The following is a 26734-nucleotide window of genomic DNA, read 5'->3' as shown; positions in this document are numbered from 1 at the left end:
GGAAAAAGTAATATTGTATTAGAAGATGGTGTGACCGTACGACCTTTTGCCCAAATCTGGTCGGGGGGACGGTAAGAATCGGCAAGGGCTCTGAAATCGGTGAACGATGCAGAATTTCCATTGCCAACTCCTTGGAAATTGGGGAAAAAGTTCTCCTGTCGCCAAATGTGTACATAACTGATTGTGATCATGAATACCGCAACATAAAGATTCCGGTGATTGATCAAGGAATTGTACAAAGAGGTCAGAGAGTTTCCATTGGAGAAGGTTCTTACATTGGAATCAATGCAGTGATAGTAGGCAATGTGAAAATTGGGAAGTATTGCGTTATTGGGGCCAATTCAGTGGTTACTAAAGATGTGCCGGACTATTGCGTAGCGGTTGGGAGTCCGACGAGGGTGATAAAAAACATAGCGAAAACAGAGTGAGGAAAAACGATGAAGGAGATACCGCACATTATTCATTACTGTTGGTTCGGTGGAAAACCGTTGCCGGAACAGTATAAAAAATATGTTGAAACATGGAAGAAAAATTTTCCGGATTATAAAGTGATGAAATGGGATGAAAGTAACTTCCCGATTGATCAGTACAGTTACGCAAAAGAAGCTATACAGGCTGGCAAGATGGCTTTTGTAAGCGATGTTGCTCGAATCCATGCTTTATATGAATGTGGGGGGGTGTATCTCGACACTGATGTCGAAGTGATAAAAGATTTTACATCTCTATTAAAAGGAAAGTCGGCAATTCTTGGCGTTGAAGACGAATATAAAACGATAGGAACGGGATTTCTTGCATTTGCGCCGAAACATGAAATCTGTTATGAGATGTTGGAATATTATCAGAATAACAGCTTCTCATCTCAAAGTGCAAGTATGTCTAATACGCAGATTTTGGCCGATCTCATAAAGAAAAAGTATAATATTGAGTTGGCAGATAAGGTACAGGCAATTGGTGATTTGACTATATATCCGTCTTGGTATTTTACGGCATACAATGGATATACAGGAAAAACTGAAATTGTGAGTGAGACATGTTGTGTTCATCATTTTTCGGCATCGTGGCATAGCCCATCTAGGAAATTTAAGGATGCGATAAAAAAGAAACTACATCGAATCATAGTTTTGTTTCACTGAAGTAGCAACTGTAACCTTTCTGCAAAAAGGAAGGTTAACATGATACCTAAAGTGATTCATTATTGCTGGTTTGGTGGCAATGAACTCCCAGAGTATGTGGAAAGATGTATTCAAAGTTGGAAGGAATTTTGCCCAGATTACCAAATAAAACGGTGGGATGAGAGTAACTATAATTTTGAAAAGTATCCTTTTTGCCGTGAGGCATACGAAAAGAAGAAATGGGCATTTGTGTCAGACGTTGCACGTTTGGACATTGTGTATTCTGAAGGCGGAATCTATTTGGATACAGATGTCGAACTTGTAAAAAGTCTTGATGATTTATTAATAGAACATGCTTTTAAGGGGTTTGAAAGAGGTCGTCTTGTGGCAACAGGACTTGGATTTGGTGGAGAAAAAGGAAATCCGGTTATTAAAGCAAATCTTGAAAGTTATTTGACGCGACAATTTACTAATGAGGATGAAACGTTAGATCTTACGCCTTGTCCGGTAATTACGACAGATGTTTTGGAAATGTTTGGGCTTAAGAGAGTGGATCAAACTCAAGATTTGGGAGATGTAAAGATTTTTTCTTCAGATTACTTTTGCCCTATGTTGCTGAGCGATGGAACAGCAGAGACAAAGAAAAATACATATTCAATTCATCATTACGCCGGAAGCTGGACAACTGAGGCTGAAAAAAAAGCAAGTTCAGAAAAGAATGAATATTTATACGAAATGTGGAAAATATGGCTTGAAAGTCTATGATGCATGGATTGTGTTGAAAGAAGAGGGCATAGGTGCATTTATGAAAAGAATGCTTGAAGCAGGTAAGCGCATATTGAACCTATAAGACCTTTAAGGAAAAGTAGAAAAGGAGAGGCATTGCATGGAGGAAGAATTAATTACAGTGGTTGTTCCGATATACAGAGTGGAAAAATACCTTGTGAAATGCATAGATAGCATAATAGAACAATCATATAAAAATATAGAATTAATTTTGGTAGATGATGGATCTCCAGACAAATGCTCACAGATTTGTGATAAATATAAAAATAAAGATTCAAGAATAAAAGTAATTCATAAACAAAATGGTGGATTATCTGACGCTCGAAATGAAGGATTAAAAATCGCAACAGGCGAATGGATAACCTTTATAGATTCCGACGATTATGTGGGGATTAACTTTCTTGAGAAGCTCTATTCATCGGCGACAAGTGTGGGAGCAGATATTAGTATTTGTGATTACAAAGCCGTGATTGATGATACAGGCATAGAAAAGGAAGAAACAAATATAGAAGTGTTTGATAATGTAAAATGTCTTGAGGAAATGTATCATCCACAAAAACACGGCATGGAATTCGTTGCCTGGGGAAAGCTGTATCGAACAGCATTATTTAAGGAGAATAAGATTGAATATCCGGTTGGAAAGATTCATGAAGATACGTTTACAACCTACAAACTGATATACGCAGCCCCCAAAATTGTATTCTGTAACGCAAGTGAATACTTCTATAGGCAACGAGAAGCAAGCATAATGACAAGTTCGTTTAATATAAAAAGACTTGTAATGATAGATGCGACGCGAGAGGCCTGTCATTTTTTTGAGAAGGTCGGAGAAACCCATTTGTTTGAGTTGGCTATAAATGCGCACTTTAGAAATTATGTGATTATGTATAGCGAAATGGAAAAAAATAGAAATACCTTTGAAAACTACAAAATTGAGAGGAAAAAAATTATTCGGAATTTCCGAAGAGATTACAAACGCTATAATAAGAATGCAAATCTGGGAACAAAAAAACGTGTTTTTTACACTTTGTTCTATCTAATTCCTGCTGCAAGCTATTCTAGTTTTTTATGAAGAAAGGAGGTTGGATATTAAGCAATGAAAATACAGATTAATCGAAGCAAAATAATTTTTGTGATTTACATGATTTTTGTTCTGAATGTTACACACAGCATATTCTATTCTAATTCGGCACGAGCATTACAAATCCCCTTGGCTATGCTGGGATTATTCTATATGTTTGTGGCTGACAAAGGATTTGGAAAAATAAGAGTTAAATCAATAAATGAGTTTAATGCTTTTTGTACGCCGATGATTGTTATTACTATGATTTCGGTGTACACATCCATTGCAGTATATCATACAACAAACCCGAGCGATTGGAAACAATCTATCATGAGGTGTTTTTATTATGTGGTTCCTTTTTTGACAGCCTATTATTCAGTCAGAAAGTTTAGAAATGATACACCAAGATTGTTAATTATAAGTGGCCTAATTTCGTATTCAACCGTTTTTATTAGATATATTTATTATGGCGGATTTGGAATCCTTTTGCATTTTTCTAACAATAAAGTAAATGGCATATCTCTGGAAGTACATAATTTAACATATTGTATGGGATTGTTTTTCCTATACTACTTACTGAGTGATAAGTATGACAAGAAATTTAAAACTAAAATTTGTTTGATCTTAATGCTTGGTATCTTTTTTGGCGATAAACGGGCACTATATCTTGGACTGGCAGTTACGTTGTTGGTATATTTTCTTTTCCACAAATTTAAGGAAAAAAGACTGACTTTATTAAAAATCATTTTTTCCTTTTATATTGCTGCGGCTTTTGGATATTTGATATTGATTAAGACTGGTGTTTTTGAAGCACTATTGTATAAATATGGGATCAATGATATGTCTCGTCTTACTTTTTGGAATTACTTTTCGAGTACATATGAAATAAGTCCTTTCTACTGGGGAAGAGGAATTGCATATACGGATAATATTATGAGTGCAACGAAAACAATGCGTGAGATGCATGTCACAGCTGCGACAAATATCCACAATGATATCCTTAGAGCTTATATTGGTTGGGGATGCCTTCCGATGCTTTATTATCTTGTTAATTTTTTCTTACTTCGTGTAAATCGTTTTATTAAAGATAAAAATGAGGAAAATGGTTGGCGGTATTTTGCAATAGCAAGCCTATACTTATTTATTAATTTTTTTGACAATATGTTATCTGCAGAAAACTTCAATTTATGCTTCTTTGTTGTATATTTGTTGCTGGTTAATGACCTAGAATCTAAAAATGATTCTGCAGAGATTAGTGCTTGAATTTTCATATACTAATTTGGTGGAGATTAAATGGAAGTAAAAGATAGAGAAAAATCACTGATAAAAAATACAGGTATATTAGCAATTGGCACGTTGGCATCTAAAGTCTTTTCGTTTTTTCTGCTGCCATTGTATACCGCAGTTCTTACGACGGAGGATTATGGCACAGTAGATGTATTGCAAACGGTAGCACTTTTTGCCATGCCATTTGTTACATTACAGCTTTGTTCTGCAGTATTTCGATTTATTATTGAGAAGAAGGAAGATTTAGAAAAAACTACTGTAATTACAACAGGAATTTTCGTTGAATCTGTAAATGTTATTCTATTTTCATTTGTTGTATGGATTTTAAATTTTAAATTTAATATTCAGTATTGTGAACTGTTTATATTAAACTTTGCATCTTCGGCTTTATTAGAAATCGTTCAAAACATTATAAGAGGATTCGGCAATAATGGAACCTATTCAATCATGAGTTTTATCATGACAGTAGTTTCGCTTATCTCTAATGTTGTCATGATTCTTTTTATGGGAATGAAAGGCGATTCCATTTTAATTGCATCGACGATAGCCGCCTTAATTGCTGCCGTATTTGGAATTTGCAAACAAAAATTATGGAGGTACCTGAAACTTTCGACATTTTCACTTCAAGAACTAAAGAAAATGTTAAAGTACAGCCTTCCGTTGATTCCCAATGCGATATCCTGGTGGATTGCGAATACATCTGATCGTCTGTTGATTCGTTATTTTATTGGTGCAAGCGGAAATGGAATTTATGCGGCAGCAAATAAAATTCCATCTATATATACAACAATATTTAACGTATATAACATTGCGTGGATTGAATCGTTGTCAAGAAGTGTTGGTGATAAGAAACAGGATGAGTTTATAAATAGTATGTTCGAGAAGAGCATTCGTTTATTTGCGTGCATATGCATTGGAATTATATGCTGTATGAGCCTCTTTTTCAATATACTAATTGGTGAAGCGTACCATTCTGCATATGCACACGTATATATTCTTCTTATTGCTATTTTCTTTAATTCGATTTGTTCATTGTTGGGCGGAATATTCACCGCATACAAAGAATCTGGAATAATTGGAAAAACAACGGTAATTGGTGCGGTTGTTAATTTTATAGTGAATTTTGTGTTTATTAAATTTATTGGGCTCTATGCGGCATCAATGTCTACACTTATCTCTTATGTTGTTATTGTCTGCGTAAGAACAAAGAATGTAAAGAAATTTATGAAGCTGGTATACCCGAAAGAATTTCTTATTCAGGCGAGTATAGCTCTTATTGTGGTATCTATAGGATATTATATGAGAGGAATGTGGGTTAATATTTTGATCCTATTTTTCCTATTTTTGTGGTGTGCCTACAGTAACAAAGAACTAGCAAAAACAATTGTTGAACCAATTTTAAATAGGCTTGGAAGAAAATATGAAAAATAAAGTAATAATTAAGATTAAGAAAAAACTATATAATGTGGTTGCACTCCCGGCTTTAAAAAATTTATTTAGAATTTTACCAATAGCAAAGAATAAAATTGTATTTGATAACTTTTGTGGAAAAGGCTATGGAGGAAATCCCAAATATATTGCGGAAGCCATTTCGGTGTCTAATGTTAAAGGTCTTGATATGATTTGGCTTGTTGATAATTTCATGCCTGATGAAGAAAGAAAGCTATTTCCCAATAATATTAGGCTGGTTGATAATGAGTCAATTAGAGGATTGTTTGAACGTGCTACCGCGCAAATTTGGGTTGATAATGTTAGACACTATCATCCAATCAAGAAAAGAACTGAGCAGATTTATCTGCAAACATGGCATGGAAGTATGGGAGCTAAAAGAATAGAAAAGGATGCAGAAAATCTACTTCCAAAAGAATATGTTAAAGAGGCAAAGTATGATGGTTCGATTACAGACGCAATTATTGCGGATAATTATTTGCAAGAGCAGATATATTTGCGTGCATTTTGGTTAAATCCTGATACTGAAATCTTGCGATTTGGTTTTCCCCAAAATGATGTAATAGAAAGAGATAAAAATAATTCGTCTAAAATTGACTGCTTAAAGAATACACTTTTTATCAATAGTCAGATTTATTATGTGCTTTATGCACCCACTTTTAGGGATGATTTTTCAACGGAAGGCTATAATATCGATTTTGAAAGAGTTATTAAAGCGTTTGAAATTAGAATGAAGAAAAAAACGAAAATAATTATTAGACTTCATCCTAATGTAGCATTTCAAAAGGAAAAAATTCGTTTTTCAGAAAATATTTTAGATGGTACTGATTATCCTAATATGCAGGATTTGGCTTTGGTTTGTGATGCTGTTATTTCTGATTATTCTTCGACATTGTTTGATTTTTCAATGCTTGATAAACCAGCTTTTGTGTGTGCATTGGACTACAAGGAGTACGAAGAGAAAAGGGGATTCATTCCAGAGTTTTATGAGTTTCCATTTCCATTTGCAACAAGTAATAATGAATTGATCAATGTGATTCAGAAATATGATGAAAAAGAATATAAAGACAATATTAGCTCTTTTTATTCCAAATATCCAACATATTGTGATGGCCATTCGTCAAAGCGTGTATGTGATTGGATACTAAATCATATGGTTTAACAACTATGAGGTACTGCTGTGTATTCAGTGTATCTATTTTTATATAATTGAAAGGAAGAAATATGTCTATTATTGCAATCTTAACAGCTGGTGGTACAGGAACGAGAACACACCAAGATTTACCCAAACAGTTCATTACAGTGGAGAATAAGCCTATAATCATTTATACATTAGAAGCATTTCAGCAACATCCCAGTATTGATGAAATATATGTTTCTTGTCTTGATGGATGGAGTGCTGTGCTGGAAGCATATGCAAAACAGTTTAATATTACTAAACTCAAAAGGATTGTAACAGGCGGAGCGACTGGTCAAGAGTCGATATACAATGGATTAAAGGCAATTAAGCAGGATAATGAATCAACAGATGACATTGTAGTGATTATCCATGATGGAAATAGACCGATGCTTCCTCAAGATGTCATTACGGATAATCTTGTTAAACAAGAAAAGTATGGGTCTGCAGTTACAGTTATTCCAACCACAGAAGTTGTATTTGTATCCAAGGATGGTATTGAATCTAATGCAGCACTAAATAGAGATGAATTGTGGAGAACTCAAACACCGCACTCTTATAGATTTAATGAACTTTGGGATACACACAAAAGAGCTATTGCTGATGGCGTTAGTAATATGGCGGCATCGTGCTCATTGATGCAAAAGTACGGTTACACTACTTATTTTTCTAAAGGATCAGAAAAAAATATTAAGATTACTACAGTTGAGGATATTGAAATTTTTAAGGCATTGCTGAGCGCAAAGAATGATGACTGGATTAAAAAGTAAGGGAGAGACAAATGAGACTTTTAGAATCCAAGAGGTATAGAGATGATTTAAAAAAAGCAATTTCAAATACAGATATAAGTGAATTGAATAATAAAAGTATTTTTATTACTGGAGGACTTGGCTTAATTTGCTCTGCGATTGTTGATGTGCTACTTATTGGGTGTAATGCAACAATTTATGTGGGTGCGAGAAGTGAACAACATTTTGGGGAAAGGTTTGGTGGTATCGACGCAGTAAAATATGTTCATTACGATGCTCTTTCTGATTTCGACTTTTCATTTAATCCAGATTATATAATTCATGGTGCAGGACTTGCTAGCCCTGATCTTTATACTTCGATGCCAGTAGAAACACTTTTATCTAACCTTAATGGTGTTCAGGTCTTGCTTAAATATCTAAAAGGCAGAAATTCTGGTAGATTGCTTTATGTTTCATCAAGTGAAGTATATGGTAAAAAAAGGACAGAAAAACCTTTTGTAGAGGGAATATATGGCGAAGTAGATATAGATAGCATACGATCCTCTTATGTAATTGCAAAAAGAGCAGCAGAAATGATGTGTAAAGCATACTCCTCTGAGTATAATGTTGATACAATAATTGTAAGACCGGGTCATATATATGGGCCTTCGGCCAAAAGAAATGATCGGAGAATTTCATCAGATTTTGCTTTTAAAGCGGCGCATGGTGAAAAACTTGAAATGAAAAGCAGTGGATTACAAAAAAGATCATACTGCTACTCGGTAGATTGTGCCATTCAGATTTTGACTGCTTTGATGAAGGGTGAAAAAGGCCAAGCATATAATGTTGGACATGATGATGTCATAACAATTAAGAAGATGGCAGAAATATATGCAGATGCAGGCTCGGTTACTTTGACCGCAACTGAGCCAACTGAAGATGAAGTGAAGGCTTTCAACCCTATGAGGAATTCAGCATTAGATAATAGTAAATTGAAAAAATTGGGATACAAAGATACTTTTTCTGTAGATGAAGGATTAAGACATACCGTTGAAATTCTCAAAGAAATAGCATGGGACCACGATTAAAAATTATCCACTTAATGTGGAATAATTGCAGTTGACTATAGACATGAGTGAGGACATAATCTTGAGAGCAGAGCAGAGCAGAGCAGAGCAGAGCAGAGCAGAGCAGAGCAGAGCAGAGCAGAGCAGAGCAGAGCAGAGCAGAGCAGAGCAGAGACTTATATGCAATAGATGTGATGAAATATATAATGGCATTTTGTGTTATAGCGATTCATACGACTCCTTTAAAGGGTATTGATAACAACATTATTTACATATTGTATGAAGTAGCTGTTTCTATTGCAGTACCTTTCTTTTTTCTCTCAACTGGTTACTTGATTGGAAGAAAAATTCAAAACAAAAAAGAATTTGATGATGTGTTAGTAGAAAGACAACAGAAGAAAGTAATAAGATATTATGTTATCTGGACGATTGTATATTTGCCATTGACGATTTTGGGATTCTACAAGGCCGGAGATGGATTTGTAAAATCATTTGTTCAGTTTATTAGAAATGTGTTTTTTCAAGGAGAAAATTATTATTCATGGCCTTTATGGTACCTTTTGTCGGCAGTATATGGCTTAACAATTCTCAAATTATTGGTGGAAAGTCAAAAAGAAACAAAGAAATTTAATTTTTATAGTATTATTATTATTTTCTTTTGTGTGTTTATGCACTTTGCTACAGATTATATAGTTAATCTCAATACGACTAATAATGTGGTTGTGACATTTTCTTTATTGGTTGGGAAGACCATAAGAAAAGGACGCATTTTCTCAGGCGTATATTATATTTTATTGGGTAATCTAATTGCTAAAAGCGAATATCATATTGGTAGAATTTATTTATTAGCCATATTTATTGCATCGTACTTGATAGTAGCATTTACTTCTTTTCTCCCGATAAAAATGATTATGTGCATAACGTTTTTCTTACTTGTTATTTCGGTTAAGGCCACCGGAAATGGAATTTATTTTAGACGCACAAGTACGATTATGTATTATACACATATGATTGTTTTCTTCGTACTTAATATCACAGTAAATAAGGAAATGTACGGATGGGTAGGCTTTGCTTTTTGTTGTATTGTGACAAATATATTAGCTTATGTTTTGAATACAGGAAAATTCAAGAACTGTAAATTGTTAAGAACATTATTTGGGCCAATGGCAACATGAATGTGTGAATGGAGTAAAAATTATGAAAACAACATTACTTATCATGGCTGCTGGTATCGGTAGCCGCTTCGGAACAGGAATCAAGCAGTTGGAGCCGGTGGATGATGCTGGCCATATCATTATGGACTACTCAATCCATGATGCGATTGAGGCAGGCTTCGATCATGTAGTATTTATCATCCGCAAGGATATCGAGAAAGAGTTCAAAGAGGTAATCGGTGATCGCATTGCCTCCATTTGCTCTTCTCATAATGTAACTGTTGACTATGCTTTCCAAGATATCAATGATATCCCGAGAACTCTGCCGGCAGGCAGGACAAAGCCGTGGGGAACCGGTCAGGCCGTGCTTGCTGCTAAAAATATGATTGATACCCCGTTCATCGTGATTAATGCAGATGATTACTATGGCAAAGAAGGCTTCAAGACCGTCCATGAGTATCTGGTGAATGGCGGCAAGTCCTGTATGGCAGGTTTTGTGCTGAAGAACACTTTGTCTGATAATGGCGGTGTGACTCGTGGTATCTGCAAGATGGACGACCAGAATAATCTGACTGAGGTTGTGGAAACAAAGAATATCGTGAAGACTGCAACTGGGGCAGAAGCAGACGGAAAAGTGATTGATGTGAATTCTCTGGTCTCCATGAATATGTGGGGCTTGACTCTTGATTTTCTGGATGTGCTGGAAAATGGTTTCAAGGAGTTCTTCGAGAAGGAAGTACCGGGCAATCCTCTGAAAGCAGAGTATCTGATCCCAATCTTCATCGGTGAACTGCTGGAGCAGGGCAAGATGTCTGTGAAGGTTCTAAAGACCAACGATACCTGGTATGGTATGACCTATCACGAAGATGTCGCAGCAGTAAAGGACAGCTTTAAGAAGATGTTGGAGAACGGCGTGTACAAGGCTGACTTGTTCAGTGATCTGTAAACTGCGATGAAAGAAACGATTGATTTACTCGGAAAGATCATCACAAACATCCTGACTGCTCTCTATGAGCCGTTTGGATTCTCACTCCTTCTTTCTTTCCTAGCTATGTTTTTCTATCTATATGCTTATGAATCTATTGGAGCAGGAAAAGGCTGGAAGAGTGCCGTGGTGACCTGGTATCAGAAATTTAAGGAGAGTGTGTTCTTTCGGAAGCTGTTTTTCTTAGCTTTTGTGACCTCACTTATTCTGTTCCGAACCCTGTTAAACCGTCAGCTGTGGATGAATCCTTTATCCGATGTCATGGGTGGCTGGGGCATCTGGGAGACAGTGAACGGTGAACAGAAGCTGACCACCGAGTGCATCGAGAACGTAATCATGATGATGCCATTTTCTGTTGTAGTAATGTGGACATTCGGAGAGAAGATTGGAAACAGCTGGAAGAAGATTTTATGGCAAAGTTGGAAAATTGCATTTATCTTTTCGATAAGCATTGAGATGCTACAGTTATTGCTTCGCTTGGGAACGTTCCAGCTATCAGACATCTTCTATAACACAGTCGGCGGAGTGATCGGCGGATTGATGTATTGTGCGGTGATGAAGGCAAGAAAGTGTCTGTAAAAAGAGTTGAAATTGTGATATACTGGGAGCGGAAGTTCCCTACGCTGCTCGTAATAATCACACACCTCTTCGTGGTGAGCAGCAGGCAACGATCTATTATGATTGGCGAAGATGTGAAGAATAAATTTGTCGCTTATTGTTTTATTTGGAACTTGGCTGAGTTGCATGAAGTTAAAATTCGAAACCAAAGGATTTGTCAAAGACATTGAGATTGATGGAGGTGCTGTGATGAACAGTCTGATTGTAACGTATATGTGGGTTCAGATGGGATTCCCTACGGGTGTATTTGGGGTTCGTAGCCAACACTTACATGAACAAAACAGCTAAGCGAAGAATAAAGCGCTAATAAACGAAACTACACCTAGAGGCCGTACCTCTGGACCCCGCTAATAGATTATTACAAGGATGTTTACATATATAGGAGAAGATTAATGGCAGATGATTTCAAATTTGGAACCCCACTTACGCCTGACATGATTTCAAAATTTAATGCTAGTATACAACCGCAAAGAATGATTGCAGAAAGTATTGCAGCAGAACAGGACCGTATGATGCGTCAGGCTCAAGAAGTGGGCGAGCAAGCATATCAGAATAGAAAACGGATGCAAGAAGCAATGGAGCGCACAGCACATAATACAGATGTGACTAATGAACGTTTGGAAAAGATGATTGACCAGCAATCGTCACATATTGAATTGCTGGAAAAAGCAAATGAAACATTGCAAAAACAATTGGAAACCGGTCAAAAACAGCTAGAAATACTGCAGGATATTTTTGCTTCTGGCGAGGATGGAGTTCAGGTTGAAAAAGAACTGATGAACTTGATAAAGAAAGAGATAGACGAGACACATCCTCTTTGGGAATATGTTAAAGATAAGGGCGGAGATATTGCGGTGGCTGGTGCGACAGCTGGAATTCCTGTATTGTATGGTGCTTTTAAGGCATATCTTCTGTCTAAAGGAATTATACTGCCATAAGATTGCTCCTATACTCAACACTGTGCTATACTTAAACAACTACAAAAGGAAAGAGGTCATCACCTATGCCCAGAACGAAAGGCAGCAAAAACCGTCCCAAAACCAATATCACCAAAGACTATGCATCTCAAATTGCAGAGAAGCAGGAGACTATTGCGTCTCTGAATACCGAGATCGCATCCATCCAGAAAGCGATTGAAGAGCAGAAGAACACACTGAAAGAGAAGAAGACTGCTCTGAAGAAGGCCGAAAAAGAAGTGGCATCCCTGGAATCGAAGAAGGCCAAGGCAGATGCTAAGGCCGCTGAAGAAGCTAAGAAGGCTGAAGCTGAGAGTGTGGTTAAGAGATTATTAGCCAGCGGCATGAGCGCGGACGAGATCCTCGAAAAACTGAAATAAAACCATAAAGCTATAAAACACACACGACCGTGTGGGAAAGGAAAGAATTAAATGGAAGAGATTGTAAAGTTCTTAAAAGAAGCTGAAACATATTACTTGGCAACGGTCGAAGGCGACCAGCCGAGAGTGCGTCCGTTTGGCACGGCACATATTTTTGATGGTAAGCTGTATATTCAGACTGGCAAGAAGAAGGATGTTTCCAAGCAGCTGCATGCCAATCCGAAAGCAGAGTTGTGTGCATTCAAAGGCGGCGAGTGGATTCGCGTTGCCGGAGAACTGGTAGAGGATGACCGCATTGAGGCGAGAGAATCTATGCTGGATGCTTATCCGGCACTGAAGAAGATGTATGCCGCAGATGATGGAAACACTGAGGTGTTCTACTTCAAGAATGGTGTGGCTACCATTAGTTCTTTCACTCATGAGCCGAAAGTGATCAAGTTTTGATGATATGCCGTGTGGACAAACTGAACTCCAGAAGTTCACACGGTAATTTTTGAAGGTTGATGTATAGTTTGTAACGGAAATAAAAGAAATGGAGCGTGAGAAAAATGAACTTATCCAAAATACATCATATTGCAATCATCGTATCTGACTACGAAACCGCCAAGGATTTCTACGTAAACAAGCTTGGCTTCTCCGTTATCAGAGAAAACTACCGTCCGGAGCGCAGGGACTGGAAGCTGGATCTGTGTGTCGATGAACACACGGAGCTGGAGATTTTTGCAGAACCAAATCCACCGAAGCGGGTGAGCCGTCCGGAGGCTTGTGGTCTGCGTCATCTTGCTTTCTGTGTGGAGAGTGTGGAGCAGACGGTGAAAGAGCTGGCGGAGGTCGGAATCGAATGTGAGCCGATCCGTGTGGATGATTTTACCGGCAAGAAGATGACATTTTTTCATGACCCGGACGGACTGCCGCTGGAGCTGCATGAGTAAGAGGAAATGGAGCAAATGATATTTCGTAAGGCAGTAAAAGATGATTTTGACAATATTAAATCTCTGTACTGGGAGCTAATCGATCAGGAGCAGGATGATCCATCGTTTCCACATTGGAAGAAGGGTATCCATCCTTCTGATGAAATGCTGCATAACAGTATTGATAAGAAGGAACTGTATGTTCTGACAGATGGCGGCGAGATGACCTTCAAAATGTATGAGCTGGTTTTGTGATCTATGGGTGAGAAAAGAGCGTATAAACCAAGAAAGCCTGGCGGTGGCCGCAGGAAATCTAAGCCGGAGTATGATGCCGGGAAGATTCTTAAGGAGCTGATGAATCCGGCTGTTGTGCTTTATGATGCCGGGATGTCTTTGCAGGCCATTGCAGATGAGCTGGGGCTGAATCCGATCAAGGTTCGGAAGCTGCTTATCACGGCCGGTGTGTATGTATCGGATGTGGCGGAGAAGGTGCAGGAGACCTTTGATGATTTCAGAAAAACACAGGATTATAAAGCTGCTGTCCTTTCAACTGCAAATGCTCTTGGCCTGTCCAGGTCCTCTGTTACCTCATATCTTCCGTACAAAAAGGGTGTGTATTTTCCAGGTACAGCACCGGCAGATAAGATCAGTGTTGGAGCTGAACGGCAGCGGAGGTACAGAGCGATGAAGCGGTGGAGGAATGCCACAACAGAAGAAGGATCAGCAGATGTTCGTATAACAGCGAGATCAAAATGAAATAATGGTTGACAGAACCGGGAAAGAGCGTACTGTTCGAGTGGGATTTGCATATGTTGCACAAAGTAAAACAGCCATCAACTTGTTATTTGCTCTATGAAATGATAAAATCAAAATAAAACAGGTGAGTTGTAACCTCGTGCTTGAGGAACAGCTTCAGAAAGGAGTCTGAATAGCATGGGAAGATTTGTGAACCCGGACAACAGTGCATTTCAGGTTGCTCTTAACTCCAGAATATATGTGGATAAGACTGGCCTGATCGAGTACACAAACAGTGTTCTTGATACAACAAATGCTTATATCTGCAATAGTCGGCCGCGCCGGTTCGGAAAATCTTATGCAGCTAATATGTTGGCTGCGTATTATAGCAAAGGCGCAGATTCTGAGCAGATGTTTTCTGGATTGCAGATAAGCAGGGAGGCCGACTTCAAAAAGCATCTTAACAAGTATGATGTGATCCATATCGATATTCAGTGGTTTCTGGCAAACTGTGATGATGCGGATAATATAGTGAAGCATGTCACGGAGGCGGTTCTGGATGAATTGCGGGAAGTTTATCCGGATGTTCTGCCACTTGAAGTATCTGGCTTGCCGGATGCACTTTCAAGAATCAAAGATAAGGTGGGACAGAAGTTTGTTGTTATCATTGATGAATGGGATGTACTGATTCGTGATGAGGCGGCCAATAAAAAAGCACAGGAAGATTATATAAATTTCCTGCGAGGAATGTTCAAAGGAATAGAACCTACAAAGTATATTCAACTGGCGTACCTTACAGGTATTCTTCCCATAAAGAAGGAAAAAACACAGTCAGCTCTGAATAATTTTGATGAGTTTTCTATGCTGAGCCCAGGCAGTCTCGCGCCGTATGTTGGTTTTACTGAGAATGAAGTGCAGAAACTGGCAGAAGAATATCATCAGGATTTCGATGAGGTAAAGCGTTGGTATGATGGATATCTGCTGAATGGTCATCAGGTTTATAATCCACGAGCAGTTGTCGGCGTGATGCTTCGAGGTGAATTTAAGAGCTATTGGTCAGAAACAGCTTCTTATGATGCCATTGTTCCGCTGATCAACATGAATTATGGTGGTTTGAAAACAGCTATTATTGAAATGATCTCTGGTGCAGAGGTTAAAGTAAACACAGCAACCTTTAAGAACGATACGGTAAGCATCAAAAGTAAGGATGATGTGTTAACCTACATGATTCACCTGGGCTATTTTGGATATAACCCTAAATTAAAGACTGCCTTTGTGCCGAACGAAGAGATTCGACAAGAACTTACAGCTGCTGTTGGAAGTAAGCAGTGGAATGAGATGTTGGAATTCCAGAAAAATTCAGAACATTTACTTGATGCTACGTTGGACATGGATGGAGTAGAAGTTGCTGCTCAGATTGAAAAAATCCACAACGAGTATGCGTCTTCCATTCAATATAACAATGAGAACTCGTTGAGCAGTGTTTTGGCAATTGCATATTTAAGTGCAATGCAGTACTATTTTAAACCTGTCCGGGAATTGCCGACAGGCCGTGGATTTGCTGATTTCGTGTTTATCCCGAAGATAGAGTACTGTTCTTCTTATCCGGCGTTGATCGTAGAGCTGAAGTGGAATCAAAATGCCCAGACTGCCGTGAGGCAGATTAAAGATAAAAAATATCCTTCTTCAATTCTGGATTACACAGGTGAAATCCTGCTTGTTGGGATTAACTATGATAAAACCAGCAAGGAACATCAATGTTTAATTGAAAAATATGAAAAAGAGTGACTTTGGAACATAATTGTATAATAAAAAAACACAAAATACAAAGACTGCCGCAGGTTTCGCGCCTGCGGCATTTTGCAGTTTGTACAAAAAACACAGAAAATATATTGGAAAAAGAGCGGGAAAAGGGTATAATGTCAGAGAAAGTGTGATTGATAAAATACAGACGTTTTTTTCTGCTTTGTCAGGTCATAAATAAGTGAGGCGGAGGATGTAACAATGGAACAGCAGCATATGTTTACCAACCGGATGATCCGTAATCTTCTGGTGCCGGTAGTGCTGGAACAGATTTTGAATTCGATAATGGGAACCGCAGATACCATGATGGTCAGCAATGTGGGATCTGCGGCTCTTTCTGCGGTATCGCTGGTGGATTCCATCAATGTGCTTCTGATCCAGGCTTTTTCGGCGCTGGCAGCGGGAGGCGCCATTGTCTGCGCCCAGTATATCGGACAGAGGAATTATGAGAAGGCGAACATGTCTGCCAGGCAGGTGCTTTTTATCATCACAGCGATCTCTGTAGTGGTGTCTGCAGTCTGTCTGATTTTTCAGAAGCCGCTTTTGAGGCTGATCTTTGGTGCGGTGGATGCGGATGTTATGCGTGCATCGGAAATTTATTTCTTTTTCACGGCACTGTCATTCCCCTTTATTGCGGCTTATGATTCTGCGGCTTCGATCTTTCGTGCCCAGGAGAATACCAAGGGGCCTATGACCATCTCCATGATCTCCAATATCATGAACATTGGCGGAAATGCGGTTCTGATCTGGGTTTTCCACCTTGGTGTTGCAGGAGCGGCGATCTCCACACTGGTTTCCCGTATTTTCTGTGCAGTGGTTGTTCTCTGGCAGCTGCGTAAGGATCGTCAGCCTGTCGTTGTGAGGGATTACCTGAAGATCCGCCCGGACTGGAGTATGATCGGACGTATCCTGGGACTTGGGATCCCTTCGGGAATTGAGAACAGTATGTTTCAGCTTGGAAAGCTTGCCATCCAGTCTACGGTTTCCACACTGGGAACAGCAGCCATCGCAGCGCAGGCAATGACCAATATCCTTGAGAACCTGAATGGTATCGCGGCCATCGGAGTAGGTGTGGGTCTGATGACCATCGTAGGCCAGTGTCTTGGTGCCGGCCGCAAGGATGAGGCGGTCTATTACATAAAAAAACTCTGCGTCATTGCAGAGGTAGTTATTATCGTAAGCTGTCTGATTGTGTATGTTTTGGTCAGACCGGTAACGATCCTTGGCGGAATGGAGAGTACCAGTGCGGAAATGTGCATCCACATGATCACATGGATCACCATCGTAAAGCCTGTGGTATGGACAATGGCGTTCGTGCCGGGGTATGGTCTTCGTGCAGCCGGTGATGTGAAGTTTTCCATGATCACCTCCTGCTGTACCATGTGGGCATGCAGGTTCTGTCTCTGTGTTTTCCTGATCCGTGTCCTGGGCTTCGGGCCTATGGGTGTCTGGATCGGAATGTTTGCAGACTGGACTGTTCGTGGGATTATTTTTACCTGGCGTTTCCACAGCCGCAAATGGCTGGAGCACAAGGTGATTTAAAAAGGAGGGCGTCGTATATATGAAGAACGGACTGGAAGATCAGTATGTCATAAAAAACAACAAGCGCCTCCGTTACGGTTACACAACAGGCTCCTGTGCAGCTGGGGCAGCCAGGGGTGCAGTCCGGATGCTGCTTTCGGGAGAGACTCTTTCCGAGGTAGAGCTTGATACCCCAAAGGGGATCACTCTCACATTACAGCTTCACGATATTACCCGGGGCGAAACCTATGTCTCCTGTGCTGTGCAGAAGGATGCAGGTGATGATCCGGATACCACCAACGGGATCCTGGTCTATGTAAAAGCGGAGAAGTTTTCTATTTCAGCGTCAGAACAGGCCGGGCAGCAGCGGAAAACAGAGAAATCCCGGCCTCAGATCATCCTGGACGGAGGGATCGGGGTAGGTCGTGTCACCAAACCGGGACTTTCCCAGAAAGTGGGCGAGGCGGCCATCAATCCGGTTCCCAGAGCCATGATCCTGCGGGAAGCCGAAGAGGCGGCCCAGGAATATGACTACGAGGGCGGTCTGAAGCTTACCGTATCCGTCCCCCAGGGGGAGGAGATCGCGAAGAAAACCTTTAATCCCCGTCTTGGCATTCTTGGCGGGATCTCCATACTTGGAACCAGCGGGATCGTAGAGCCCATGAGTGAGAAGGCTCTGATCGAAAGCATCCATGTGGAGATGAAGCAGCATTTCTGCCAGGGAGAAGATTTTATCCTGGTGACACCGGGGAATTACGGTGCGGATTATCTCAGGGAGCATATGTCCATTCCCTTTGAGAACAATATCAAGTGCAGCAATTATGTAGGAGAGACCATTGACATGGCCATTGATATGGGCGTAAAAGGCATTCTTTTTGTGGCTCATATCGGTAAGTTTGTAAAAGTTGCCGCCGGGATCATGAATACCCATTCCCACTGTGCTGACGGAAGGATGGAGGTTCTCTGTGCAAGTGCCATCCGTGCAGGGGGCTCTCTGGAATGTGCCAGAGAGATCCTGGAGGCGGGGACTACCGATGAGGCGCTGGCTGTTCTTGACAGCTATGGTATCCTGAAAGAGACTATGGCTGTGGTCATGGAGAAGATCCAGTTTTATCTGGACCACAGATCCTATGAGCAGATCCTTCTGGGTGCTGTGGTGTTTTCCAATGTATACGGACTGCTGGGGCAGACCCGGGATGCAGAGGAGCTGATCCATAAGATACAGGAGCAGGCAGTCGGGGTGGATGATATTTCATGACAGGAAACCCCAGTCCGGATGGAATTTTTTTAATTTCAGGACAAAATTTGATATAAATAACAGACAGGTTTTATCCTGTCTGGAAAATATAGTTAGGAGGAAAGAAATATGGCAGGTAAATTATATGGTGTAGGTGTAGGACCGGGAGATCCGGAGCTTCTTACCTTAAAAGCACTTCGTCTTGTAAAGGAGGCAGAGGTGATCGCACTTCCGGGACAGGTTCCGGAGGATACGGTAGCGTTTAAGATCGTGGAGGGGGCTTATCCGGAGCTTGGAAAGAAGGAGCTTCTTGCAGTTCCTTTTCCAATGTCCAAGGATCCGGAGGTGCTGAAGAGCTATCACGATGCAGGAGCAGATAAAGTCAAGGCTGTCCTGGACCAGGGGAAAGATGTGGTATTTCTCACACTGGGAGATCCTACCGTGTATTCCACATATCTCTATATCCATCACAGACTTGTGGCTCAGGGATATGAGACGGAGATCGTCTGTGGCATCACATCCTTCTGTGCAGTTTCCGCCCGTCTGAACACCGGACTTGTGGAGAAGGCAGAGCCTCTTCACGTGATCCCGGCTTCCTATCAGATCGAGGATGCGCTGAAGCTTTCCGGTACCAAGGTCCTTATGAAGGCCGGAAAGAAGATGAAGGATGTGAAGGCGGAGCTTCTTTCCCAGGGGGCAGAGGCCATGATGATCGAAAACTGCGGAATGCCGGATGAAAAGATCTACCGGACCGTGGAGGAGATCCCTGAGGATGCAGGATATTATTCCCTGATCATTATCAAAGAAAACAAAGACAGAAGAGAGGAATAGATTATGGTACATTTTGTAGGAGCAGGTCCGGGAGCACCGGATCTTATCACAGTAAGAGGTAAACAGTATCTGGAAGAGGCAGATGTGATCATCTATGCGGGATCTCTTGTAAATCCCCAACTTCTGGAGTATTCCAAGGATGTGTGCACCATCCATAACAGTGCAAAGATGACCCTTGAGGAAGTGATCTCTGTTATGGAGAGAGCAGAGGCTGAGGGTAAGATGACCGTTCGTCTCCACACCGGCGATCCATGTATCTATGGTGCGATCCGTGAGCAGATGGATATCCTGGATGAAAAGGGGATCGCCTATGATTCCTGCCCGGGTGTCAGTGCCTTCTGCGGAGCTGCATCTGCACTGAACCTGGAGTATACACTTCCGGATATTTCCCAGAGTGTGATCATCACAAGAATGGAAGGAAGGACACCGGTGCCGGCAAAAGAGAGCATTCAGTCCTTTGCCGCTCATAATGCGACTATGGTTATTTTCCTCAGTACAGGTATGCTGGAGGAGCTGAGCCGCAGACTGGTGGAGGGCGGATATCGTGAGGATACACCGGCTGCCATCGTCTACAAGGCAACCTGGCCCGATGAGAAGAAGTTTATCTGTACAGTGGGTACTCTGGCCCAGACAGCAAAAGAGAACAAGATCACAAAAACAGCGCTTATGCTGGTAGGTGATGCGGTCAATGCTGCAAGCTATGACAGATCCAAGCTGTATGATCCGGGCTTTACCACAGAGTTCCGTGAGGCTACGAAATAAAATATGAACATTTCCATCATTTGCTTCAGTATGACAGGGCTGGAGACAGGGGAAAGGCTTCAGAGGGCTCTGGAAAAGGAGGGTGAGAGTGTCACCCTTGCAAAAAAGAGCCGGTACCTTCCGGATCCGATCTCTGTTTCCACCTCCCAGTGGGCAGGGGAACAGTTCCGGACAGGAAAAGAGGGCGTGATCTTTGTTGGTGCCTGCGGGATCGCAGTGCGCAGTATCGCACCTTACATTGCCGGAAAAAAGACGGATCCGGCTGTGCTGGTGATCGATGAATGCGGAAAATTTGTCATTGCTCTTCTTTCCGGACATCTGGGCGGAGCCAATGAGCTGGCTCTTCGCTGTGCCGGATATCTTAAGGCGGTGCCGGTTGTGACAACAGCCACAGATCTTCACAGCCGTTTTGCAGTGGATGTTTTTGCAAAAAAGAATGGCTGTGCTATTTTTCATATGAAGGCTGCAAAGGAGGCTTCTGCGGCCCTTCTTGCAGGAGAGAGCGTTGGCTTTTACAGTGAGTTTCCATGGGATGGAGAGCTGCCGGAGGGTCTGGTGCTTTGCGGGAAAGACGGAAGGCCCTCAGCTGCAGTGGATCCGGAGGAGGGTGAGACAGCCGGGGAGGCACCGGAAACAGGTATTGCGGTGACGATCCACAGAGGTTGCCTGCCCTTTAAAAATACAGTCCATGTGGTGCCGCCTGCTGCAGTTCTGGGAATGGGCTGCCGCAGGGGAAAGGATGCAGCCTCTATCCAGAAGGCGGCAGAGGAATGTCTGAAGGAATCGGATGTTTACAGAGAATCACTGAGAGCTATTGCCAGTATCGATCTGAAGAAGGAAGAGGTGGGACTTCTTTCTCTGGCAGAAGCCTGGCAACTTCCGTTTCTGACCTTTACAGAGGAAGAGCTGAAGGCAGTGCAGGGTGAATTTACCCCGTCACAATTTGTAAAAAAGATAACAGGTGTAGAGAATGTCTGTGAGAGAAGCGCGGTTCTGGGTTGCGGACAGGGTACACTGATCAGAAAAAAAACAGGCCGGGACGGTGTGACCACCGCCCTTGCAGCCGGAAATCGGAGGATACGTTTTGAGTAAGATTTATGTTGTAGGAATTGGCCCGGGTGCGTATGACCAGATGACTGGAAGAGCGATCCGTGCATTAAATGAAAGTGATGTGATCATCGGTTACACGGTGTATGTGGATCTTGTAAAGGAGTATTTTGCAGGCAAAGAGTTCATGACCACACCGATGAAAAAAGAGGTAGACCGCTGTGTACTTGCTTTTGACGAGGCAAAAAAAGGAAAAAACGTTTCCATGATCTGCAGTGGTGACGCCGGTGTCTATGGCATGGCAGGTCTGATGTATGAGGTGGGAGAAAACTATCCGGATGTGGAGCTGACCATTATCCCAGGTGTGACAGCAGCCACAGGCGGCGCCGCAGTGCTGGGTGCACCGCTGATCCATGACTTCTGCCTGATCAGCTTAAGTGATCTTCTGACTCCGTGGGAGAAGATCGAGGCAAGGCTTCTGGCAGCAGCACAGGCGGATTTTGTGGTATGCCTTTACAATCCGTCCAGCAGAAAACGTAAGGATTATCTTCAGAAGGCTTGTGATCTGATGATGAAATACAAGTCCCCGGATACTGTCTGCGGCACGGTTGCCCAGATCGCACGTGACGGCGAGACTGCACAGGTTATGACACTGAAGGAACTCCGTGATACAGAAGTGGATATGTTTACTACCGTATTTGTGGGAAATTCACAGACTAAGAATGTAAACGGCAAGATGGTAACACCAAGGGGATATAAGAATGTATAAAGCCATTGTTTTTGCAGGAACCACCGAGGGCTATGCACTCTGTGAGTTCCTTGCGGAAAATCATGTTCCGGTCTATGCCTGTGCAGCCACGGAATATGGCGGCTCCCTTCTGAAGGAAAATGAATTTCTCCATGTTAGCGCCGGAAGGCTGAAAACCGAAGATATGGAGGAGCTTTTCCAAAGGGAAGCGCCGGAGATCGTTCTGGACGCCACTCATCCCTATGCAGCAGAGGTGACAAAAAATATCCGGACTGCCTGTGAGAACGGAAGCATTCGCTATCAGCGTGTCCTTCGCCCGGAGGGGGAGAAGAACAGGGAAGCCATCTATGTGGAAAGCACGGAGAAGGCGGCAGAGCTTCTTTCCGGTACAGAGGGGAACATTTTTCTTACCACAGGAAGCAAGGAGCTGTCTAAATTTACAGTGATCCCGGATTACCAGGAGAGGCTTTTTGCCCGGGTGCTGTCCATCCCTTCCGTGATCAGCTCCTGTGCGGAGCTGGGGATCGAAGGAAAGCATCTCATCGGTATGCAGGGGCCATTTTCTACAGAGATCAACGAAGCCATGCTTCGACAGTTTCAGTGCAGCTATCTGGTCACCAAGGATACCGGTCTGGCTGGTGGATTCCCGGAAAAGATGGAGGCTTGTCAGCGCTGCGGCGTCACACCTGTGATTATCGGAAGACCATTGCAGGAGGAGGGGCTGTCCCTGCCGGAAGCAAGGGTATTTCTGGCAAAGCTGTTCGGCCTTACCCTGTCACAGAGGGTTTCTCTTGTAGGCATCGGCATGGGTGCGGAAAAAACCTTGACTTTGGAAGGAAAGAAGGCCTTTGATGAGGCGGAGCTTCTGATCGGTGCAAAGCGTATGACAGATGCCGTACAGAGGCCGGGGCAGATGATTCTCCATGAGTACCGCAGTGATAAGATCGTGGAGTATATCAAGGCACATCCGCAGTACCGTACCGTTGCCATTGCCCTTTCCGGAGATGTGGGCTTCTACAGCGGCGCAAGGAAGCTGATGGATCTTCTGGATGGCGATGTCCAGGTGATCTGTGGGATTTCTTCTGTTGTTTATTTTATGGCGAAGATCGGTCTTTCCTGGGATGATGCCAGGATCGTCAGCGCTCATGGAAGAGACTGCAATCTGATCTCACTGATCCGACATAACCCCAAGGTTTTTTCCATTCTGGGAACAGAGGATGGGGTAGCCCGGCTGGCTTCCAGACTGGTTGCGTATGGAATGGGTGATGTGACCCTTTATGTGGGCGAAAATCTTTCCTACGAAAATGAAAAGATCTTTCATGCCAGGGCAGCAGATCTTACAGAATACCGGGGAGATGCATTAAGCGTGGTAACTGCGTGCAATGAAAAGGCAGTACCTTTGCCCGCAGTTCACGGGATCTGTGATGAGGAATTTCTCCGTGGAAAGGCGCCTATGACAAAGGAAGAGGTGCGTACGGTTTCTCTGTCCAAGCTTCGTCTTCAGGAGGATTCTGTCTGCTATGATGTGGGAGCGGGCACAGGCTCGGTTTCCGTTGAGATGGCGCTGCGTGCCTGGAAGGGGCAGGTCTATGCCGTCGAGAAAAAGGAGGATGCCCTTGCTCTTCTTAAGGAGAACAAGCGGAAATTTGCCGCAGATAATCTGGAGATCGTACCGGGTACTGCACCGGAAGCTATGGTGGAGCTGCCTGTTCCGACACATGCTTTTATCGGCGGGTCTTCCGGAAATATGAATGAGATCATCCGGCTTCTTCTGGACAAAAATCCGGAAGTACGGATCGTGATCAACTGTATCACTCTGGAGACCGTGACGGAAGCCATGAATGCCATACGAGATTTCAGCCTGACAGATGTGGATATCGTACAGCTGTCTGCGGCAAGATCAAAATCTATCGGAAGGTATCATATGATGATGGGTGAGAATCCGATCTATATCATTTCCTGCAGCGGAAGAGGGGAGGAGATTTAGGTGAAGATCCCGAGAATACTTCTTGCGGCAGGTGCCAGCGGAAGCGGAAAAACCCTGATTACCTGCGGGCTTCTTCAGGCGCTGGTGAACCGTGGCCTTAAGGTAGCTTCTTTTAAATGTGGCCCGGATTACATAGATCCCATGTTCCACAGCCGTGTGATCGGTACAAGATCCCGAAACCTGGATACGTTTTTTACAGATGGAGACAGGACCCGGTATCTTCTGGCAAAGAACGCATCGGACTGTGAGATCGCAGTGATGGAGGGAGTCATGGGGTACTATGACGGTGTAGGAGGGATCACCTCCAGAGCCAGCGCCTATGATCTGGCCTCCACCACAGATACACCAGTGATCCTGATCGTAAACAGCCGTGGCATGAGTGTTTCCCTGGCTGCCTATGTAAAGGGCTTTCTGGAATACAAAAAGGACAGCCATATCTGCGGCGTGATCTTTAATCAGATGTCTCCCATGCTGTATCCCAGAATGAAAAAGCTTCTGGAAGAGGAGCTTTCCGTAAAGGTACTGGGGTATGTTCCGAAGGTGGAGGACTGTGTGATCGAAAGCCGTCATCTGGGGCTGGTGCTTCCGGAGGAGATCCCGGAGCTGAAAAGCCGTCTGCAGAAGCTTTCCGAGGTACTGGAGAAAACCCTGGATATCGATGGGATCCTGGAGCTTGCAGGGGAAGCACCGGAGCTTGCGGCACCGGAGACGGAAATGCTGATACAGAAGGATACTGCCTTCGGATACCGTACAGAGGAAAAGGTGCGGATCGGTGTGGCGGATGATGAAGCCTTCTGCTTTTTCTATGCGGATAATTTAAATCTTCTGGAGCAGATGGGAGCGGAGCTGGTACGTTTTTCCCCCATTCATGACAGAGAGCTTCCGGAGGATCTGGACGGGCTTCTTTTAAGCGGCGGTTACCCGGAATTAAACGGGGAGGCGCTGGAAGAAAATCAGGAAATGTGCACCCGGATCCGGGAAGTTATCCTGGACGGAATGCCCTGTCTGGCAGAATGTGGCGGATTCATGTATCTTCATCAGGAGATGGAGGATATGGAAGGAAAGCAGCGCAGAGTCTGCGGGGTGATCCCTGGAAGGGCTTACCGCACACCGAAGCTGAACCGGTTCGGCTATATCACCCTTACGGAAAAACAGGATACCGGACTTGGTGAGATCCCGGCTCATGAATTCCATTATTTTGATTCCACAGATTGCGGAGAGGATTTTCATGCGGCAAAGCCGGCATCTAAAAGAGGATGGGATTGTATCCATGACCGGGGCAGGCTGATGGCAGGATTTCCGCATCTTTATTATTACGGAAATCCCAGGGTTCCGGCACGCTTTCTGAAGAACGCACTGGAATATAAGAAAGAACGGAGGCAGAAAAAAGATGCTGAAATATAGTCTTCCTGCACTGGTCATAGGATTTGTGCTGGATCTTCTGATCGGAGATCCCAGATGGCTTTATCATCCGATCTGTGTCATCGGCAATCTGATTGCAGTGCTGGAAAAGGTGATCCGGAAGATTTTTCCGAAAAATCACGGCGGTGAGCTGACAGGAGGCTTTCTGATCGTAGTGCTTGTCTGTCTGTTCAGCGGCGGGGTGCCGCTTCTGGTGCTTTATTATCTTTACCGGTATCTGCCGGTGGCCGGATTTGTGCTGGAGGTTTTCTGGTGCTATCAGCTTCTTGCCACCCGTTCCCTGAAGGATGAGAGTATGAAGGTTTATGACCGGCTGAAAAACGGGACTCTGGACGAGGCACGCTATGCGGTGTCCATGATCGTAGGCCGTGATACCAGAGAGCTTACGGAAACCGGCGTGACAAAGGCTGCCGTGGAAACCGTTGCGGAAAATGCATCCGACGGCGTGATCGCCCCCATGTTTTATATGGCTATCGGCGGAGTGCCGCTGATGTTTTTGTACAAGGGTATCAATACCATGGATTCCATGCTTGGATATAAAAATGACAAATATCTTTATTTCGGCCGTATTGCGGCAAAGCTGGATGATGTGGCCAATTATATCCCTGCCAGGATCTCCGGATGGCTGATGGTGGCAGGAACTGTTTTTACAGGAATGGATACAAAAAATGCGGCAAAGATCTACAAACGTGACCGGAGAAATCATGCAAGCCCCAACTCTGCTCAGACAGAGGCTGCCATGGCCGGAGCGCTGGATGTACAGCTTGCGGGAAATGCATATTATTTCGGGAAATTATATGAAAAACCCACGATCGGGGATCCGATCCGCCCGGTGGAGCCGGAGGATATCAAAAGGGCTAACCGGCTGATGTACGCGGCATCCATACTGGGTGTGGTTGTATTTGGACTGCTCAGTGCGGGGGTCCGGTTCGGGTTATTAAGGTAACAATAAATACAGACAGGAGAAT

General features: G+C 42.9%; 27 protein-coding genes and 1 pseudogene. All 28 read left to right on the top strand.

What is annotated here, in order from left to right:
* Nucleotides 1-167 precede the first annotated feature (167 nt).
* The 28 genes and pseudogenes from CCC70_RS16770 (at nt 168) to cbiB (ending at nt 26712) form a co-directional block, all read left to right on the top strand.
* Nucleotides 168-428, top strand: a complete 261-nt coding sequence (locus CCC70_RS16770; RefSeq protein WP_442859738.1) for an acyltransferase — start codon at nt 168-170, stop codon at nt 426-428.
* 9 nt (nt 429-437) lie between these two features.
* A complete protein-coding gene (locus tag CCC70_RS15065; protein ID WP_287085190.1) occupies nt 438-1133 on the top strand; it encodes a glycosyltransferase family 32 protein in 696 nt (231 codons plus the stop codon).
* 39 nt (nt 1134-1172) lie between these two features.
* Nucleotides 1173-1877 (top strand): glycosyltransferase family 32 protein, encoded by a 705-nt coding sequence (locus CCC70_RS15060; RefSeq protein WP_287085189.1) that lies wholly within the window; start codon nt 1173-1175, stop codon nt 1875-1877.
* Between the two features lie 121 nt (nt 1878-1998).
* Complete coding sequence (locus CCC70_RS15055) at nt 1999-2970, top strand: glycosyltransferase family 2 protein (protein ID WP_287085188.1); 972 nt, start codon at nt 1999-2001, stop codon at nt 2968-2970.
* A 24-nt stretch (nt 2971-2994) separates the two neighbouring features.
* Entirely contained in the window at nt 2995-4224 is a 1230-nt protein-coding gene (locus CCC70_RS15050; protein WP_287085187.1) for an O-antigen ligase family protein, read from the top strand.
* Nucleotides 4225-4254: 30 nt separating this feature from the next.
* A complete protein-coding gene (locus CCC70_RS15045; protein ID WP_287085186.1) occupies nt 4255-5679 on the top strand; it encodes a lipopolysaccharide biosynthesis protein in 1425 nt (474 codons plus the stop codon).
* Entirely contained in the window at nt 5669-6859 is a 1191-nt protein-coding gene (locus CCC70_RS15040; protein WP_287085185.1) for a CDP-glycerol glycerophosphotransferase family protein, read from the top strand. The genes CCC70_RS15045 and CCC70_RS15040 overlap by 11 nt, the downstream gene beginning before the upstream one ends.
* Before the next feature lie 62 nt (nt 6860-6921).
* Nucleotides 6922-7644: an IspD/TarI family cytidylyltransferase gene (locus tag CCC70_RS15035; protein WP_287085184.1), complete on the top strand. Its 723-nt coding sequence runs from the start codon at nt 6922-6924 to the stop codon at nt 7642-7644.
* Nucleotides 7645-7655: 11 nt separating this feature from the next.
* Nucleotides 7656-8690 (top strand): NAD-dependent epimerase/dehydratase family protein, encoded by a 1035-nt coding sequence (locus CCC70_RS15030; protein WP_287085183.1) that lies wholly within the window; start codon nt 7656-7658, stop codon nt 8688-8690.
* A 170-nt stretch (nt 8691-8860) separates the two neighbouring features.
* Complete coding sequence (locus tag CCC70_RS15025; protein ID WP_330577235.1) at nt 8861-9844, top strand: acyltransferase family protein; 984 nt, start codon at nt 8861-8863, stop codon at nt 9842-9844.
* A 22-nt stretch (nt 9845-9866) separates the two neighbouring features.
* Nucleotides 9867-10769: a sugar phosphate nucleotidyltransferase gene (locus CCC70_RS15020; protein ID WP_287085181.1), complete on the top strand. Its 903-nt coding sequence runs from the start codon at nt 9867-9869 to the stop codon at nt 10767-10769.
* Nucleotides 10770-10775: 6 nt separating this feature from the next.
* Nucleotides 10776-11387 carry a VanZ family protein gene (locus CCC70_RS15015; protein ID WP_287085180.1) on the top strand — a complete coding sequence of 204 codons (612 nt, stop codon included), beginning with the start codon at nt 10776-10778 and terminating at the stop codon, nt 11385-11387.
* Between the two features lie 431 nt (nt 11388-11818).
* Nucleotides 11819-12364 (top strand): hypothetical protein, encoded by a 546-nt coding sequence (locus CCC70_RS15010; protein ID WP_287085179.1) that lies wholly within the window; start codon nt 11819-11821, stop codon nt 12362-12364.
* A 59-nt stretch (nt 12365-12423) separates the two neighbouring features.
* Nucleotides 12424-12762: pseudogene (locus CCC70_RS15005) on the top strand (hypothetical protein); the annotation flags it as partial.
* 51 nt (nt 12763-12813) lie between these two features.
* Nucleotides 12814-13206 (top strand): pyridoxamine 5'-phosphate oxidase family protein, encoded by a 393-nt coding sequence (locus CCC70_RS15000; protein WP_287085177.1) that lies wholly within the window; start codon nt 12814-12816, stop codon nt 13204-13206.
* A gap of 104 nt (nt 13207-13310) precedes the next feature.
* The gene (gene gloA2, locus CCC70_RS14995) at nt 13311-13694 is read left to right on the top strand and encodes an SMU1112c/YaeR family gloxylase I-like metalloprotein (RefSeq protein WP_287085176.1); all 384 of its coding nucleotides are present in this window, start codon (nt 13311-13313) and stop codon (nt 13692-13694) included.
* A gap of 15 nt (nt 13695-13709) precedes the next feature.
* A complete protein-coding gene (locus tag CCC70_RS14990) occupies nt 13710-13928 on the top strand; it encodes a hypothetical protein (protein WP_287085175.1) in 219 nt (72 codons plus the stop codon).
* A 3-nt stretch (nt 13929-13931) separates the two neighbouring features.
* Complete coding sequence (locus tag CCC70_RS14985; RefSeq protein WP_287085174.1) at nt 13932-14429, top strand: hypothetical protein; 498 nt, start codon at nt 13932-13934, stop codon at nt 14427-14429.
* A gap of 177 nt (nt 14430-14606) precedes the next feature.
* Complete coding sequence (locus tag CCC70_RS14980) at nt 14607-16196, top strand: AAA family ATPase (protein WP_287085173.1); 1590 nt, start codon at nt 14607-14609, stop codon at nt 16194-16196.
* Between the two features lie 216 nt (nt 16197-16412).
* Entirely contained in the window at nt 16413-17753 is a 1341-nt protein-coding gene (locus CCC70_RS14975) for an MATE family efflux transporter (protein ID WP_287085172.1), read from the top strand.
* Between the two features lie 19 nt (nt 17754-17772).
* Nucleotides 17773-18990: a cobalt-precorrin-5B (C(1))-methyltransferase CbiD gene (cbiD, locus tag CCC70_RS14970; protein WP_287085171.1), complete on the top strand. Its 1218-nt coding sequence runs from the start codon at nt 17773-17775 to the stop codon at nt 18988-18990.
* A gap of 108 nt (nt 18991-19098) precedes the next feature.
* Complete coding sequence (gene cobI, locus CCC70_RS14965; protein WP_015524809.1) at nt 19099-19800, top strand: precorrin-2 C(20)-methyltransferase; 702 nt, start codon at nt 19099-19101, stop codon at nt 19798-19800.
* Between the two features lie 3 nt (nt 19801-19803).
* Nucleotides 19804-20562: a precorrin-4 C(11)-methyltransferase gene (cobM, locus tag CCC70_RS14960; RefSeq protein ID WP_114002410.1), complete on the top strand. Its 759-nt coding sequence runs from the start codon at nt 19804-19806 to the stop codon at nt 20560-20562.
* Between the two features lie 3 nt (nt 20563-20565).
* Nucleotides 20566-21654, top strand: coding sequence for a cobalt-precorrin 5A hydrolase (locus CCC70_RS14955; RefSeq protein WP_287085170.1), 1089 nt, complete (start codon nt 20566-20568; stop codon nt 21652-21654).
* Nucleotides 21647-22378, top strand: coding sequence for a precorrin-3B C(17)-methyltransferase (gene cobJ, locus CCC70_RS14950; protein WP_237971255.1), 732 nt, complete (start codon nt 21647-21649; stop codon nt 22376-22378). Before CCC70_RS14955 ends, cobJ begins: the two co-directional genes overlap by 8 nt.
* Nucleotides 22371-24344 carry a precorrin-6A reductase gene (gene cobK / locus CCC70_RS14945; RefSeq protein ID WP_287085169.1) on the top strand — a complete coding sequence of 658 codons (1974 nt, stop codon included), beginning with the start codon at nt 22371-22373 and terminating at the stop codon, nt 24342-24344. The genes cobJ and cobK overlap by 8 nt, the downstream gene beginning before the upstream one ends.
* Complete coding sequence (locus CCC70_RS14940) at nt 24345-25748, top strand: cobyrinate a,c-diamide synthase (protein ID WP_022426796.1); 1404 nt, start codon at nt 24345-24347, stop codon at nt 25746-25748. It begins immediately after the preceding gene.
* On the top strand, nt 25735-26712 hold the full coding sequence (cbiB, locus tag CCC70_RS14935) for an adenosylcobinamide-phosphate synthase CbiB (protein WP_287085168.1): 978 nt from the start codon (nt 25735-25737) through the stop codon (nt 26710-26712). The genes CCC70_RS14940 and cbiB overlap by 14 nt, the downstream gene beginning before the upstream one ends.
* Nucleotides 26713-26734: the final 22 nt, after the last annotated feature.

It is taken from the genome of Blautia sp. LMAG:89 (genome assembly GCF_008679485.1).
In the GTDB taxonomy this organism is placed as follows: Bacteria; Bacillota; Clostridia; order Lachnospirales; family Lachnospiraceae; genus Blautia_A; species Blautia_A fusiformis.
Note: the sequence above shows the minus strand (reverse complement) of the source record. Positions and strands in the feature narration are given on the sequence as shown.

Bases quoted from the DNA above. Each gene is read 5' to 3' on its own strand.
- CCC70_RS15065 (WP_287085190.1), top strand. From the start codon at position 438: ATGAAGGAGATACCGCACATTATTCATTACTGTTGGTTCGGTGGAAAA.
- CCC70_RS15060 (WP_287085189.1), top strand. From the start codon at position 1,173: ATGATACCTAAAGTGATTCATTATTGCTGGTTTGGTGGCAATGAACTC.
- CCC70_RS15055 (WP_287085188.1), top strand. From the start codon at position 1,999: ATGGAGGAAGAATTAATTACAGTGGTTGTTCCGATATACAGAGTGGAA.
- CCC70_RS15050 (WP_287085187.1), top strand. From the start codon at position 2,995: ATGAAAATACAGATTAATCGAAGCAAAATAATTTTTGTGATTTACATG.
- CCC70_RS15045 (WP_287085186.1), top strand. From the start codon at position 4,255: ATGGAAGTAAAAGATAGAGAAAAATCACTGATAAAAAATACAGGTATA.
- CCC70_RS15040 (WP_287085185.1), top strand. From the start codon at position 5,669: ATGAAAAATAAAGTAATAATTAAGATTAAGAAAAAACTATATAATGTG.
- CCC70_RS15035 (WP_287085184.1), top strand. From the start codon at position 6,922: ATGTCTATTATTGCAATCTTAACAGCTGGTGGTACAGGAACGAGAACA.
- CCC70_RS15030 (WP_287085183.1), top strand. From the start codon at position 7,656: ATGAGACTTTTAGAATCCAAGAGGTATAGAGATGATTTAAAAAAAGCA.
- CCC70_RS15020 (WP_287085181.1), top strand. From the start codon at position 9,867: ATGAAAACAACATTACTTATCATGGCTGCTGGTATCGGTAGCCGCTTC.
- CCC70_RS15015 (WP_287085180.1), top strand. From the start codon at position 10,776: ATGAAAGAAACGATTGATTTACTCGGAAAGATCATCACAAACATCCTG.
- CCC70_RS15010 (WP_287085179.1), top strand. From the start codon at position 11,819: ATGGCAGATGATTTCAAATTTGGAACCCCACTTACGCCTGACATGATT.
- CCC70_RS15000 (WP_287085177.1), top strand. From the start codon at position 12,814: ATGGAAGAGATTGTAAAGTTCTTAAAAGAAGCTGAAACATATTACTTG.
- gloA2 (WP_287085176.1), top strand. From the start codon at position 13,311: ATGAACTTATCCAAAATACATCATATTGCAATCATCGTATCTGACTAC.
- CCC70_RS14990 (WP_287085175.1), top strand. From the start codon at position 13,710: ATGATATTTCGTAAGGCAGTAAAAGATGATTTTGACAATATTAAATCT.
- CCC70_RS14985 (WP_287085174.1), top strand. From the start codon at position 13,932: ATGGGTGAGAAAAGAGCGTATAAACCAAGAAAGCCTGGCGGTGGCCGC.
- CCC70_RS14980 (WP_287085173.1), top strand. From the start codon at position 14,607: ATGGGAAGATTTGTGAACCCGGACAACAGTGCATTTCAGGTTGCTCTT.
- CCC70_RS14975 (WP_287085172.1), top strand. From the start codon at position 16,413: ATGGAACAGCAGCATATGTTTACCAACCGGATGATCCGTAATCTTCTG.
- cbiD (WP_287085171.1), top strand. From the start codon at position 17,773: ATGAAGAACGGACTGGAAGATCAGTATGTCATAAAAAACAACAAGCGC.
- cobI (WP_015524809.1), top strand. From the start codon at position 19,099: ATGGCAGGTAAATTATATGGTGTAGGTGTAGGACCGGGAGATCCGGAG.
- cobM (WP_114002410.1), top strand. From the start codon at position 19,804: ATGGTACATTTTGTAGGAGCAGGTCCGGGAGCACCGGATCTTATCACA.
- CCC70_RS14955 (WP_287085170.1), top strand. From the start codon at position 20,566: ATGAACATTTCCATCATTTGCTTCAGTATGACAGGGCTGGAGACAGGG.
- cobK (WP_287085169.1), top strand. From the start codon at position 22,371: ATGTATAAAGCCATTGTTTTTGCAGGAACCACCGAGGGCTATGCACTC.
- cbiB (WP_287085168.1), top strand. From the start codon at position 25,735: ATGCTGAAATATAGTCTTCCTGCACTGGTCATAGGATTTGTGCTGGAT.